This is a genomic window from Mycobacterium sp. NGS54 (assembly GCF_059812465.1).
Genome location: NZ_JCALCS010000001.1, coordinates 815,234 through 828,687 on the forward strand (window position 1 = coordinate 815,234; position 13,454 = coordinate 828,687).

The 13,454-nt window shown below is 70.2% G+C and carries 14 protein-coding genes; 4 read left to right on the forward strand and 10 right to left on the reverse strand.

The annotated features are described in order from the left end of the window. Window positions 1-9: 9 nt before the first annotated feature. The 4 genes from AC5Y5E_RS04010 to AC5Y5E_RS04025 are packed head-to-tail and all read right to left on the reverse strand — an operon-like array spanning window position 10 to window position 3,300. Window positions 10-699: a Rieske (2Fe-2S) protein gene (locus AC5Y5E_RS04010; RefSeq protein ID WP_499901654.1), complete on the reverse strand. Its 690-nt coding sequence runs from the start codon at window positions 697-699 to the stop codon at window positions 10-12. Then, on the reverse strand, window positions 696-1,253 hold the full coding sequence (locus tag AC5Y5E_RS04015) for an RNA polymerase sigma factor (RefSeq protein ID WP_499901655.1): 558 nt from the start codon (window positions 1,251-1,253) through the stop codon (window positions 696-698). Before AC5Y5E_RS04015 ends, AC5Y5E_RS04010 begins: the two co-directional genes overlap by 4 nt. A gap of 17 nt (window positions 1,254-1,270) precedes the next feature. Continuing rightward, window positions 1,271-2,695: an NAD(P)-binding protein gene (locus tag AC5Y5E_RS04020; RefSeq protein ID WP_499901656.1), complete on the reverse strand. Its 1,425-nt coding sequence runs from the start codon at window positions 2,693-2,695 to the stop codon at window positions 1,271-1,273. 32 nt (window positions 2,696-2,727) lie between these two features. Continuing rightward, on the reverse strand, window positions 2,728-3,300 hold the full coding sequence (locus AC5Y5E_RS04025; RefSeq protein WP_499901657.1) for a TetR/AcrR family transcriptional regulator: 573 nt from the start codon (window positions 3,298-3,300) through the stop codon (window positions 2,728-2,730). 84 nt (window positions 3,301-3,384) lie between these two features. On the opposite strand from AC5Y5E_RS04025, the gene AC5Y5E_RS04030 reads away from it, so the two are divergent. From AC5Y5E_RS04030 to mmsB, 4 genes are all read left to right on the forward strand, one after another. Continuing rightward, the gene (locus tag AC5Y5E_RS04030; RefSeq protein ID WP_499901658.1) at window positions 3,385-4,263 is read left to right on the forward strand and encodes an SDR family oxidoreductase; all 879 of its coding nucleotides are present in this window, start codon (window positions 3,385-3,387) and stop codon (window positions 4,261-4,263) included. An 80-nt stretch (window positions 4,264-4,343) separates the two neighbouring features. Then, window positions 4,344-5,864 carry a CoA-acylating methylmalonate-semialdehyde dehydrogenase gene (locus tag AC5Y5E_RS04035; protein ID WP_499901659.1) on the forward strand — a complete coding sequence of 507 codons (1,521 nt, stop codon included), beginning with the start codon at window positions 4,344-4,346 and terminating at the stop codon, window positions 5,862-5,864. A 10-nt stretch (window positions 5,865-5,874) separates the two neighbouring features. After that, window positions 5,875-7,035 carry an acyl-CoA dehydrogenase family protein gene (locus tag AC5Y5E_RS04040; RefSeq protein ID WP_499901660.1) on the forward strand — a complete coding sequence of 387 codons (1,161 nt, stop codon included), beginning with the start codon at window positions 5,875-5,877 and terminating at the stop codon, window positions 7,033-7,035. Between the two features lie 12 nt (window positions 7,036-7,047). Beyond that, window positions 7,048-7,941 (forward strand): 3-hydroxyisobutyrate dehydrogenase, encoded by an 894-nt coding sequence (gene mmsB, locus AC5Y5E_RS04045; RefSeq protein WP_499901661.1) that lies wholly within the window; start codon window positions 7,048-7,050, stop codon window positions 7,939-7,941. Between the two features lies 1 nt (window position 7,942). On the opposite strand, the gene AC5Y5E_RS04050 is transcribed toward mmsB, so the two are convergent. Genes AC5Y5E_RS04050 through AC5Y5E_RS04075 form a run of 6 tightly spaced genes read right to left on the reverse strand, consistent with a single transcriptional unit; the run spans window position 7,943 to window position 13,450 of the window. Continuing rightward, window positions 7,943-8,491 carry a TIGR03086 family metal-binding protein gene (locus AC5Y5E_RS04050; RefSeq protein ID WP_499901662.1) on the reverse strand — a complete coding sequence of 183 codons (549 nt, stop codon included), beginning with the start codon at window positions 8,489-8,491 and terminating at the stop codon, window positions 7,943-7,945. 24 nt (window positions 8,492-8,515) lie between these two features. Further along, window positions 8,516-9,019 carry a MarR family winged helix-turn-helix transcriptional regulator gene (locus AC5Y5E_RS04055; protein WP_499901663.1) on the reverse strand — a complete coding sequence of 168 codons (504 nt, stop codon included), beginning with the start codon at window positions 9,017-9,019 and terminating at the stop codon, window positions 8,516-8,518. Window positions 9,020-9,027: 8 nt separating this feature from the next. Next, window positions 9,028-10,089, reverse strand: a complete 1,062-nt coding sequence (locus tag AC5Y5E_RS04060) for a pyridoxal phosphate-dependent aminotransferase (protein WP_499901664.1) — start codon at window positions 10,087-10,089, stop codon at window positions 9,028-9,030. Further along, window positions 10,089-11,108: a 3-oxoacyl-ACP synthase III family protein gene (locus AC5Y5E_RS04065; protein WP_499901665.1), complete on the reverse strand. Its 1,020-nt coding sequence runs from the start codon at window positions 11,106-11,108 to the stop codon at window positions 10,089-10,091. Before AC5Y5E_RS04065 ends, AC5Y5E_RS04060 begins: the two co-directional genes overlap by 1 nt. A 7-nt stretch (window positions 11,109-11,115) precedes the next feature. Continuing rightward, window positions 11,116-11,763 (reverse strand): SRPBCC family protein, encoded by a 648-nt coding sequence (locus AC5Y5E_RS04070; protein ID WP_499901666.1) that lies wholly within the window; start codon window positions 11,761-11,763, stop codon window positions 11,116-11,118. After that, window positions 11,744-13,450 (reverse strand): thiamine pyrophosphate-binding protein, encoded by a 1,707-nt coding sequence (locus tag AC5Y5E_RS04075; protein WP_499901667.1) that lies wholly within the window; start codon window positions 13,448-13,450, stop codon window positions 11,744-11,746. Before AC5Y5E_RS04075 ends, AC5Y5E_RS04070 begins: the two co-directional genes overlap by 20 nt. Between the last annotated feature and the right edge of the window lie 4 nt (window positions 13,451-13,454).

Genomic DNA, 13,454 nt, shown 5'->3' on the forward strand with positions numbered 1-13,454 from the left:
GGCGGCGGGTTACACGTCCCGACGCGGCGGGGCGAACACCTCGATGGCGCCGTCGACCTCGCGAACCATCAGCGCGGGCAACGGCTTTGGGGCGATCGGCAACTGGTGGGTGCGCACCTGTCCGGTGGGCGAGAACGACGTGGTGTGGCACGGGCAGTGCAGCGCGTCGTCCTGTGCGTCGAACCAGAGCCGGCACCCCTGGTGGGTGCAGACGCCGGAGATGGCCTGGGGCTTGCCGTCGACGCGGTGGACGAACCCGCTGACCGAGCCGAGGTCGAACGGATGCATGACGCCGTCGGGCACGTCCGAGCTCGACGCGACCCGCTGCCAGCTGCCGTCATTGGGCGTCAGCTCACCCGCGACGGCGGGGCCCTGCGCGGGGCCGCCGATCAGGGCGCGATCGATGGAAACCGCGGCGGCCGCGGCGGCCGCGGCGGCCGACGTGCCCACGATGACCTGGCGGCGCGTCGTGCTCTGTTTGGGCGGCGCCGGCGCCGGCGCGCCGTCCATCTGTTCGGCGAGGCGCCGGTGCAGGTCGGTGAGGAACTCCTGGCTCGGTTCGGCGTCCGCCTGCCCCGCCGCCCGCAGCTCGATCGCCGTGCGGATCTGCGCCGCCTCGAAGTCGTCGGGCGCGAACGGCTTCGGCCGGCGACCCCGCAGCAGGTCATCGACATACCGCCGCAACCCTCGCGCGTTCATCGTGGCCCTCCCTCGTTCACCTGTGCCGCCAGCCGCAGGGCGCGGTGCTGCAGCACCTTGGCATTGGCGACGCTGATCCCAAGTTCTGCGGCGGACTCCTTGATCGAATTTCCTTGCAGGAAGCGAATTTCCAGGATCTGGCGGTACCGGTCCGGCAGATTGTCGAGAACCCGGGCGACGCGCTGGGGCGCTGTGCTGATCGCTTCCTCGCTCTCGGGTGGTTGTTCGATGTCGTCGATGGAGGTTATCTCCCGGCCCATGGTCTCGCGCCAATGCGCGGCCAGCACGGTTCGCGCCGTGGCCCGCAGGTAGGCGCGCACCTCGCCGACGCTCGCGGTCAGGCGCAGCGGCCGCAGCGCCGCCAGAAAGACCTCGGCGGTGAGGTCCTCGGCGTCGGCGCGGTTGCCCACCCGCGCGAACAGCGTGCGGTACACCCAGGACGCGTTGTCCTGGTATACCGCTTCCCAGTCGGGATAGCTCTCATAGCCACTGTCGGGCACCGCGCGCAGCGGTCGCGGGACTAGCGGTTTATTGGATTCGTTTTGCGCCGCCACGGTCCTCCTTCACCGATTCAATATCGGACCGGGTTACACGCGTCAGCTTCCGAGGCCATCAGCTCGTCCAGTTTCGCGGCGGTGGCCGACAGGGCCGACTTGGCCATGCCCAGCAGCCGCTCCCGCACCCGCGGCTTCGCCGACGCCGGCGCCAGCGAGTCACCCACCAGCCGGCCGAACACGTCCAGGCGCGCCGCGGAGAGCCAGGCGGTCAAATCCGGGTCGTCGAGCCAGCGCAGCTGGTTGCGGTAGTAGGCCCGGGTGATGCGCAGCCAATCGAGGTCGGTGTCGGGATGCGGCAACGGGTCGCACAGCTCGTTCTTCACCGCGTCGTCCGGGTAGGCGGTCTCGACGTGCGCGACCAGCGCCGCGCTGAACACCTGCTGGCACCCCCGGACGCTCTGCAGCGTGATGCTGGCACCATCGAAAATCGGTGTGGCGGGCCGCTTCTCGGCGCCGTCGGCGGTGCAGTCCACGTACAACGCGGAGTCTTCCACGGGCGCGGCGCCGCCCTCGAGGACCGCCTCGCCGGCGTCGGCGCGCAGCAGGTGGCCCATGCGCACCACGTCGGTGATGCGCCGCAGCTGCTCCAGCTCGGCGTGGGTGACGGTGGCGCAGCGGTACATGGCCGGCCGCACCGCCGGGTCGATCCGCAGCAGCGCGCCGGCCTCCTCGAGGCGGACGAACAGGTCGTCGACCGACACCGCGTCCCGAACCGCTTGCAGCTGCGCGGTGAGGGCGGCCTTGATCCCGTCCGCGAACAACGGTCCCGGCTGCAGCGTCGCGCGATCCAGCAACCACGAGTCCCGCGGCATGATCCACGTCAGCCGCTCCGGCGCGATGCCCTGGCCCAGCAGCCACAGGCACACGTCGATGCCGGTCTTGCCGGCCCCCACGATGACGTAGCGGCGGCGGGCGGCCAGCCGGGGCAGCTCGTTGGGCGCGACGCAGTCCACGCCGGGCGCCACCCGGTAGGGCGGCGGGCGCATCGAGGGCACCACGACCCGCATGTAGGTGGCGTCGACGACGCGGCGCGTCACTTCGACCGCGTAGTCGGTCCCGGCCAGCGTGGTAAAGCGGCCGGCACCGGAGTATTCGCTCATCGAGAAGTACGAGACCCGCCCGGTCGGCAGGAACCGCTGGCGCATGACGTGGTCGTAGTAGGCGCACACCTCACCGGCGGTCGCCAACTCGTAAAGCCCTTGGTTCCAGCCGACTTGGTCGATCGTGTCGCTGCCCAGGGGCAGCGAGTTGACGCCGTAGAACGCCGACGGTTGATGCAGCCGCACGAACGGGTAGGCCATGGTCCAGTGCCCGCCGGGCTGATGGTGGCGATCCACCAGCACCACGCGTGCCTCGGTTTCGGTGACCAGCGTGTCGATGAACGCCATCCCCATGGCGCCCGCGCCGACTACCAGGTAGTCGGCCTCGATGGTGCGCATACGGACTAAAGGCTAATCGGCCCGGGGTCGCTTCAGCGGATTTCGGCCGCCGCGATGCGCAGGTCCTCCAGGGCAGCGCGGGCGAGTTCGGCCAGGCTGCGGTCACCGTCTGCCGTAATCCATTCGGCGAACGCCTCTTTGAACGCGAGCCCGCCCAGCTCGGCGGCCAGGGCGGCCGCGCGCTCCGGCACGCCCCGGGCCCGCAGCGCGTCAGCCATCGCCGCCGCGAGGCCCACCTGTTTGAGCGCGTCGCGCTCCTGCAGTTCGGCGCTGGACGCGATGACGGCCTTCACTCGTGGGGCGAGCTCGCGATTGAGCGGCGTCATCGCCCCGGCCGCGCGCTCCAGCCCGGCGGCGACCGCCGTGAGCGGGGTGGCGTCGGCGGGCGCCGAGGCGATGCCCTCGGTCAGCAGTTGCGACAACACCTCCTGCCCGGCCGCCAGCACCTCCCGCTTGTCGGGGAAATACCGGAAGAAGGTGCTCTTGGTCAGGCCGGCCCGATCGGCGATCTCGGCGACGGTGGTTCGGTCGTAGCCCTGCTCGGAGAACAGGTGCAACGCGGCCTCGACCAGGCGCGCACGCGCATCGGGTTCCCAGCGGGGCATGCCGCCATCGTAGGCGATGAGACCTTTGTCCCATCACCGTGGTAGCGTGATGAGACATCGGTCCCATCACTTGAGGAGTGTCTCATGCGCGTATTCGTCACGGGTGCCACCGGCGGGGTCGGCTCGGCCGTCGTTCCCGAGCTGATCGGGGCGGGCCACGAGGTCCTGGCGCTGGCCCGCTCCGACGCGTCGGCCCGGACCGCCGCCGCCATGGGTGCCGACGTGGTGCGCGGCGACCTCGACGACCCCGAAAGCCTGCGCGTCGGCGCCAAGGAGTCCGACGGCGTCGTCCACCTCGCCTTCCTGCACTTCGACGACTTCGAGAGGGCCGTCGCCCAGGAGGCGGCCGCCGTCGACACCTTCGGCGCCGCCCTCGCCGGGACCGGCAAGCCGTTCGTCATGGCCTCGGGCACGCCCCCCGTCCCCGGACGCGCGTCCACCGAGCGCGACTCGGTGCCGACCGAGGGACTCATCGGCGGGCGCGGGCGGAACGCCCACGCCGCCCTGGAGCTGGCCGGCACCGACGTCCGGTCGGCGGTGGTCCGCCTCCCCCGGTCCGTGCACCGGGCGGGCGGCCCCTGCGGGTTCGCCTCCCTGCTCGTCGCGGCCGCCCGAGGGACCGGAGTGTCCGGGTATGTCGGCGACGGCACCCAGCGCTGGCCGGCCGTGCATGTCCTCGACGCCGCCCGGCTCTTCCGCCTGGTCCTCGAAGGGGCCGAGCCCGGGACGGTGGCGCACGCCGTGGGCGACGAGGGCGACCCGATGCGCTCGCTCGCCGAGGCCATCGGGCGCCAACTCGGTCTCCCGGCGGCGTCGGTTCCCGCCGAGCATTTCGGGCCCCTCGGCGCCGTATTCGCCCTGGACCAGCCGGCAACGAGCCAACTGACCAGGGAGAGATTCGGCTGGCGGCCCACCCATCCGAGCCTGCTCGAGGACCTGGAGGCCGGGAACTACCCGGTGTGACGGCACGCGCCTTGCCACGCCCGAGCCAAGTTACTAGGATATGCAAGTATTCCGCGCGTAACGACAAACTCGAGGGCACCATGACCACACAGATCCCGCATTTCATCGACGGGAAGCGCACCGCCGGCCAGTCCAGCCGCACCGCCGACGTCTTGAACCCCAGCACCGGCGAGGTGCAGGCAAAACTCCCGATGGCCGGCAAAGCCGACGTCGACGCGGCGGTGGCCTCGGCCGTCGAGGCCCAAAAGGATTGGGCGGCATGGAATCCGCAGCGCCGCGCCCGGGTGATGATGCGCTTCATCGAACTGGTCAACTCCAACAGCGACGAGCTCGCCGAGCTGCTGTCGCTCGAACACGGCAAAACGGTGGCCGACTCACGCGGCGACATCCAGCGCGGCATCGAGGTCATCGAGTTCTGCCTCGGGATCCCCCACCTGCTCAAGGGCGAGTACAGCGAGGGTGCGGGTCCGGGCATCGACGTCTACTCGCTACGCCAGCCGCTCGGCGTGGTCGCCGGCATCACGCCGTTCAACTTCCCGGCGATGATCCCGCTGTGGAAGGCCGGGCCGGCGCTGGCGTGCGGAAACGCGTTCGTACTCAAGCCCAGTGAGCGCGACCCGTCGGTCCCGGTGCGCCTGGCCGAGTTGTTCGGAGAGGCCGGCCTGCCGCCGGGCGTCTTCCAGGTGGTGCACGGCGACAAGGAGGCCGTCGACGCGATCCTGCACCACCCCGACATCAAGGCCGTCGGCTTCGTCGGCAGCTCGGACATCGCCCAGTACATCTATTCGACGGCCGCGGCCACCGGCAAGCGGTCGCAGTGCTTCGGCGGCGCGAAGAACCACATGATCGTGATGCCCGACGCCGACCTCGACCAGGCCGTCGACGCGCTGATCGGCGCCGGGTACGGCAGCGCCGGCGAGCGCTGCATGGCGATCAGCGTCGCCGTGCCCGTCGGCGAGCAGACGGCGGATCGCTTGCGCGCCAGGCTGATCGAGCGGATCAACAACCTGCGGGTGGGCCACAGCCTGGACCCCAAGGCCGACTACGGCCCGCTGGTCACCGAGGCGGCGCTGGCCCGGGTGCGCGACTACATCGGCCAGGGCGTGGACGCCGGCGCCGAATTGGTGATCGACGGCCGCGAGCGGGCCAGCGACGACCTGACCTTCGGTGACGCCAACCTGGAGGGCGGATTCTTCATCGGCCCAACGCTGTTCGACCACGTCACCCCCGACATGTCGATCTACACCGACGAGATCTTCGGCCCGGTGCTGTGCATCGTGCGCGCGCACGATTACGAGGAGGCGTTGCGGCTGCCCTCCGAGCACGAGTACGGCAACGGTGTGGCGGTGTTCACCCGCGACGGCGACACCGCCCGCGACTTCGTCTCGCGCGTGCAGGTGGGCATGGTCGGCGTCAACGTGCCGATCCCGGTCCCGGTGGCCTACCACACCTTCGGCGGCTGGAAGCGCTCCGGCTTCGGCGACCTCAACCAGCACGGCCCCTCGTCGATCATCTTCTACACCAAGACCAAGACCGTGACGTCGCGGTGGCCGTCCGGCATCAAGGACGGCGCCGAATTCGTCATCCCGACAATGAATTAGACGCCACATCATGTTCACCATGAACGATGACGAGCGGGTCATCACCGAAACGGCGGCCGCGTTCGCCGCCAAGCGTCTCGCGCCGCACACCCTGGCATGGGATGCCAGCAAGCACTTTCCGACCGACGTGCTGCGCGAGGCCGCCGAACTCGGCATGGCGGCGATCTACTGCCGCGACGACGTCGGCGGCAGCGGGCTGCGCCGGCTCGACGGGGTGCGCATCTTCGAACAGTTGGCCATCGCCTGCCCGACCATCGCCGCGTTCCTGTCGATCCACAACATGTGCGCGTGGATGATCGACAGCTTCGGCACCGCCGAACAACGCAAGGAATGGATCCCGCGCCTGGCGCCGATGGACGCCATCGCCAGCTACTGCCTCACCGAGCCCGGCGCCGGGTCGGACGCCAGCGCGCTTGCCACCCGCGCCGTCAAACAGGGTGGCGACTACGTGCTCGACGGCGTCAAGCAGTTCATCTCCGGGGCGGGCGCCTCGGACGTCTACGTGGTGATGGCCCGCACCGGGGGTGAGGGCCCGCGCGGTATCTCCGCGTTCATCGTCGAAAAGGGAGCGCCCGGGCTGAGTTTCGGCGCCCACGAAGAGAAGATGGGCTGGCACGCCCAGCCCACCGCGCAGGTGATCCTCGACGGGGTGCGGGTGCCCGCCGACGCGATGCTGGGCGGCGCCGACGGCGAGGGCGCCGGGTTCGGCATCGCCATGAACGGCCTCAATGGCGGGCGGCTCAACATCGCGGCCTGCTCGCTGGGCGGCGCGCAGTCCGCCTTCGACAAGGCCGGCGCGTACGTGCGCGAGCGCCACGCGTTCGGCTCCTCCCTGCTCGACGAGCCGACCATCCGGTTCACCCTGGCCGACATGGCCACGGGGCTGGAGACCTCGCGAATGATGCTGTGGCGGGCCGCCAATGCGCTGGACGCCGACGACCCCGACAAGGTCGAGCTGTGCGCGATGGCCAAGCGCTACGTCACCGACACCTGCTTCGAGGTCGCCGACAAGGCCCTGCAACTGCACGGCGGCTACGGCTACCTGCGCGAGTACGGTCTGGAGAAGATCGTCCGCGACCTGCGGGTGCACCGAATCCTGGAAGGCACCAACGAGATCATGCGGGTGGTCATCGGCCGGGCCGAGGCCGCACGCGTCCGCGCAACCGCATAGAAAGGTCTTCAGATGACCGAGCACCTCACGGTGGCCTTCCTGGGCCTGGGCCACATGGGCCTGCCCATGGCGACGAATCTCGTTGCGGCCAAGCATGCGGTGCGCGGATTCGATCCCGTGCCGGCGGCGTTGTCCGCGGCGGTCGAGGCCGGGGCGACGGGATTCGACAGTGCCGCCGACGCGGTCGACGGGGCCGACGTGGTCATCACCATGCTGCCCAACGGCGACATCGTCAAGCGCTGCTACGCCGACATCCTGCCCGCCGCGCGGCCGGGCGCGCTGTTCATCGACAGCTCCACCATCTCGGTCAGCGACGCGCGCGAGGTGCACGCGCTGGCCGAGGGGCACGGCATCGCGCAGCTGGACGCGCCGGTTTCCGGCGGGGTGAAGGGCGCGGTCGCGGGGACGCTGGCGTTCATGGTCGGCGGCGACGAGGCTGCGGTGCAACGCGCCCGGATCGTCCTGGAACCCATGGCGGGCAAGGTCATTCACTGCGGCGCCGCCGGGGCCGGCCAGGCCGCCAAGGTGTGCAACAACATGGTGCTGGCGGTGCAGCAGATCGCGGTCGGCGAGGCGTTCGTGCTCGCCGAGAAGCTCGGGCTGTCCGCGCAATCCCTGTTCGACGTCATCACCGGCGCGACGGGCAATTGCTGGGCGGTGCACACCAACTGCCCGGTGCCGGGCCCGGTGCCGACATCACCGGCCAACAACGACTTCAAGCCCGGCTTCGCGACCGCGCTGATGAACAAGGACCTGGGCCTGGCGATGGACGCGGTGACCTCGACCGGTTCGGCCGCGCCGCTGGGCAGCCACGCCGCCGAGATCTACGCTGACTTCCTCAAGTCCGATGCCTCCCACGCCGACAAGGATTTCAGCGCCGTCATCGAAATGCTGCGCAGCAGCTGAGTCACCGCACCTTCCGACCGAGGAACGCGGCCAGCTGGTCGGCCGGCGCCCGCCCGTCCGGGCACGGCTGCTCCTCGCCGAAAGGCTTGTCCTGCCCGCGGAACTGCGGGCCCACGAACGCGCTCACGGCGGCGAGTTGCTCGGCCGAGAGCTCGGGATCGAGATCAGTGGACTGTCCGGTCGCGGCCGCGAGGTCCCAGGCGTGGGTCAGCACATCGCTGGTGCGCATCCCGATGAAGAACTGCCCGGGCAGCTCGCCGAACGGCAGCTTGAACATGGTGGACATCCCGTCCGGTCCGGCGAACACCTCCTGCGCGGCGGCGGCGGCCGCCCGGTGCGCCGCCATGGCGTCGTCGGGGCGGGCGGCCGGCTCCTCGGTGCGGCCCGACCAGATCACGACGCGCTCGTTGCCGCCGATGACGTGCTCGATCAGATCACCAATCGTCCACTCCGAGCACGGGGTTGGGCCGCCGTACTGCTCGGGGCCGACGTTGGCGAGGACGCCGGCGAACGCTTCCTGGGCGCGCTGATGCGCGACTAGTGGGTCCACGGTCCTGCCTTTCTCTCGGATCTTTTAGAAGTCGCCCGCATTGCGGCGCAACGTTTCGATGGACGAGACCAGCGCCGCCGACTCGGCGGCGTCCATTCCGATGTCGGCGAACACCTGCTCGTTGAGTGTGACGGTGGCGTCCTCGACGGTGGAGCGGCCGAGGTCGGTGATGGCCACCAGCGTCGTGCGCCCGTCGGTGGGGTGCGGCACCCGCCGCACCAGCCCGTCGGCCTCCAGCCGGCGGATGGCGTGGGTCACGCTGGTGACGTGCACCTGCAGCCGATCGGACGCCTTGGTGATCGGCAGCGATCCGGTGCGGCTGAAGGCCAGCAGCCGCAGCAGCTCGTAGCGGGAAAAGCTCAAGTCATAGGGGCGCAGCGCGGTCTCGACGCGGGCCAGCAGGATCTGGTGGGCGCGCATCACGGAGGTGACGGCGACCATGCCGTCCGACACGTCGCCCCACCCGGCGCGCTCCCAGTTGGCCCGTGCCGCGGCGATGGGATCGCGTTTCGAGCTCGATGCGGCCACGCCCTTTCTTACCGCATCTGGGACCGGATCGGGACCTTTCCGATGGCCGACAACACCGCCAGGGTCGACGCGCGGTTGCCCACGGTGATCCGGGCGCCGCCGTCCGGGTAGTGGCGCACGTGCAACCCGCTGTCCGCGAACACCTCTTGCCATGACGGACCCCGCCCACCCCTCGAGGGCAGGTACATGAAGTTGGCGTGGGCGTCGGTGGTGTAGATGTCCAACGCGCTCAGCCGCATCCGCAGATAGCGGCGTTCGGCGTTGATCGACTGGATCCGTTGCTGCAGTTGCTCTTCGGCGTCGTACGACGCCGCCACCGCGAGCAGGCTGGTGAGCGCGATGCCGAACGGCAACTGCTGGGACCACAGGGTGGCGGCCAGCTCCGGCGACGCCAGCCCGTAGCCGATGCGCAGCCCGGCCAGCCCGTAGGCCTTGGAGAACGTCCGCACCACCACGACATTCGGGAAACCCGCGAGCAGCGCCGCGACGTCGATGCGGTGCTCGGGCGCGGCGAACTCGATGTAGGCCTCGTCGAGCAGCACGACGGTGTCGCCCGGCACCCGGCGCAGGAACCGCACCACGTCGTCCGCGCCCTCCAGCGTGCCGGTCGGGTTGTGCGGGCGGCAGATGACCACGACCCGGGCCTCCGCTGCGGCATCGGCCAGCCCTTCGAGGTCGTTGTGGCCGTCCGCGTCGAGGGGAACGAGCAGCGGGTCCAGGCGCGACATCCGGGCGATGATCGGGTATCCGTCGAACGTCGGCGACGCCATCGCCACGGTGTCACCCGGGGCGGTCAGCGCGTGCAACGCCTGCAGCGCCACGCCCGTCGCGCCGGCACCCAGCACCACCTGCTCGGCGGGCAGTCCCACATGGCCGGCGATGAGGCCGCGCAGCCGTTCGGGCAGGAACTCCGGATAGCGGTTGACCGCGTAGATGGAGCGGATCAGCGCCGAGCGCACCGCCGGCAACGGCGGGAACGGATTCTCGTTGAGCGACAACGCAAGCGGGTCGATCGCGGTGGGAAACGCCTCGTCGATGTCGTCGGCGAACGGGCTGCGGACGGGTTGCATCAGCCCCGCCCGCCCCAGCGCACCGCCGCGGCGCCGGCGAAGTCACCGGCGTGGGCGAAGGCCGCCATCATCACGACGTCCCCCGCCTTGACCTGACCGTCGGATATCGCGTGGTCGAGGTTGACGGGGATCCCGGCGCCGAACAGGTTGCCGCACTGCTCGAAGGTATCGCGATGACGTTCGGGGGGCAGCTCGAGGGCCTCGCGCCAGTTGCGCAGGAACGCCCGGTTGGGCTGGTTGGTCACCAGCAGGTCGATGTCCTTGGAGGACAGCCCGATTCGGTCGCAGACCGCCAGCGCCACCTCGGGCACCTGCCGGTTGCCGCGGGCCAGCACCTTGGTGATCTTGCTTTCGGTGAAGCCGATCGAGCCCTCGCCGGGTCCCGCCTGCCACCACTTGCGGGGCGGGTCGAAGGACAGCGTCATCTCGCCGGCGTATTCGCCGTAGGTGCGGCACTCGACATCGAGGATCGGGGATTGATCGCCGACGGTGACCAGGGCGGCCGCCGCCCCGTCGCCGGGCACCGCCGACTGCGCCTTGCGGCGGATCGTCGGCTGATCGAAGAACTGCCCCGCGGCGTTTTGCGCGATCGCGATCAGCGCAGTGTGGCCCTCGCCGGACGCCAGCAGCTTGCGGGCCACGTTGAGCGCCAACACGAACGCGGCGCACCCACCGTTGTTCAGGTCGAGCACCCACGACGGTCGCATGCCCAACCGGTGCGCGATGCCGCCGCCCTGTCCGTAGAACGCCATGTCCGGCACCTGCGTGTGGGTGATCAGCACGTCGGCGCCCTCGACGGCGTCGTGGCCGTGCCGTTCGATCAGGCCGGCCACCGCCTGCTCGATCATGTCGATCGAGCTTTCCTCCGGCGCGACGTGGTGGCGAAACTTCGGGGCGCGGAACATGAGATTGTCGCGCAGGTCGTCGGATTCGGCGAATTGCGCGTAGTACTCGGCGGCGATCGGCTCGCCGGGCAGATACGTGGAGACGTCGATCAGGCTCACGCTCGGCTTGCTCATGGTCAACTCATCTCATCCATTTGGGGGTCACCGGCAGCCCGTTGCGGTGGCGGTACTCGGCGATCGCCTTGAGGTTCTTCAGCTCCAGCAGATGGCCGGCGCCGAACATGTCCCAGAAGTCGCCGACCCACACCGGGCGCTGCGGCGGCGCCGTCTGGGGGTACGGGTTTTCGTCGTAGAACGGGTGATGGCAATTCGTCCACAGCACAACGGAACCCGGCTTGTCGAGGACCGTCTGCGCGTCGACGACGCGCATCAGGTAGATCATCCACAGGTGCTTGCCCTGGTCCCACGCGCAGTGGTAGTCGACGGTGCGGGCCTGCGGGTTGGCCACGGTCCGCGTGTAGATCTCGGTCTCCGAGCCCAGCCGGTCGTGGGCCAGCCACAGGCCGGGTTCGTCCGTCGGGGTGAAACCGCGCAGGCTGTAGGTCCACTCCTCGAGGCTGCGGGTGTCGGACATGTACTCGTACAACTCGTCCGGCGGGCAGTCGACGTAATCGTTGACGGTGCAGTACTCCCCGAAGACCTGATCGTGCGGATAGACCGACCGCATCATGTCCATGATGATCGGGGTGGCCTTTTCCCTTGGGCTAGTTTCGATTCGGGTCACACCGTCCAGCGGCGTCGGGATGTCCTCAAGCGCTGGCAGCGACATCGATCCGGTTCTCCTTTGCGATTTGAGCGAGAAATGGTCCGAATGGCGGCATCTCGTCGGCTGCACATTCGACGCTGACGACGGAGGGCCCGTCGGTGGTGAGCACCGCGCGCATCCAGGCGGCCAGGTGATCGAGGTCATCGACGTCGACGGCCGTCAGCCCCGGGAACATCGCCGCCAGCCCGGCGCCCAGCCGGCTGGGCCGGAACCGGTTATAGCTGTAGAGGTCGTCGTAGAAGAGCTGCTCGCGGGTCACGCACATCGCGTGGGCGTTGTTGTTGAAGACCACAAAAGTCACCGGCAGCCGGTAGTGCACCGCGGTGTGCACCTCCATGCCGTGCATGAAAAACGCGCCGTCCCCGGCGATCACCACGGTGCGCCCGGGCGGCCGCCCGCTGTTCGCGCGCCCGAAGGCCATCCCGATGCCGGCGCCGAAGCTGTAGCCCATGCCCCCCATGCCCAGCGCGACCGCGAACCTGCCGTCGCGGCGGGCCGGCAGGTAGTGGATCGCCGCGGCGCCGGTGTTGCCGGCGTCCACGACGATGTCCGCCCCGTCGGGCAGGCAGCCGTCCAGCACGGCCATCGCGTCGCGATAGCGCACGCCGGGCCCATCACACGGCGGCGGGGACAATTCGGTGCGCCGCACCATTTCGGGCACCCGCACCTTGGCCGGCCGCCCCGGCCCGGACAGCGCCTGGGTCAGCATGCGCAGCGAGCCGCGCAGGTCGTCGGTGTGCACGTGCGTGCACGGAACGTACGGCGGCGCCGAGCCGATCGAGACCGTCCGCACCGCCGCCAGGGCGTCGTCGAGCCCGGTGCGCGCGGTGACCGACAGGCGCGTGCCGACCACCAGGCACACGGCGCTGCCGGCCACCGCTGCAACCACACCGGGGTGGCCCATCACACCGGTCACCCCGAGCGCGGACGACGACCCGAGACCCGGTGTGCCGGCGACGTCCTTGGCGTCGGGCACGGTCGCCACCCGCGCCCGCAACACCGCGCGCAGGGCCTCGAGCTCGGCGCGGGCATTGTCGCGGGCGACCTGCTCTCCGACGATGATGGTGACCGGGCCGTTCGCGTCGCGCAGCGGTGCGACGATCGGATGCGGGTTGCCGATGGGACGCAGGTCGTCGGTGGGCCGCCCGTTGTGCCCGCAAATCACGCTGCCCTGCTGAATATCCTTGGGCAGCAACAGCACCGCGGGGCCGCCGGTGCGTGCGGCGGCGATCGCCCGGGACAGGGCCGGCGCGGCGTCGGCGGGGCGCAGCACCCGCTCGCACGACACCGACACCGCGGAAAACAGCGCCTGCGCGTTCAGCGAGCCGTTCTCGCCGCTGGTGTCCTGAAAGCTGCCCCGGCCATCCATGGTGGTGGGGGTCTGACCGACCAGGGCCAGCACCGGAACCCGGCTTGTCAGCGACTCACCAAGGGCTGCAACAAGATTCAGCGCACCGCCGCCGGACGTCGCCGCGACCACGCCCAGCCCCGCGCCGCTGCGGCTGTACCCGTCGGCCATCGCGGCGGCGGAGAATTCGTGCTTCGCCAGCACGGCGGTGATGTCGGTCCGGAAGTGCGCGGCGTCGTAGAGGTCCTCGATGTTGGCGCCGTCGACACCGAAGATGTGGTCGACGCCGGCCGAGGCGAGCCGCTCGACGATGTGGTCGACCACTCGCTGCTTCCTGGGCATGCCT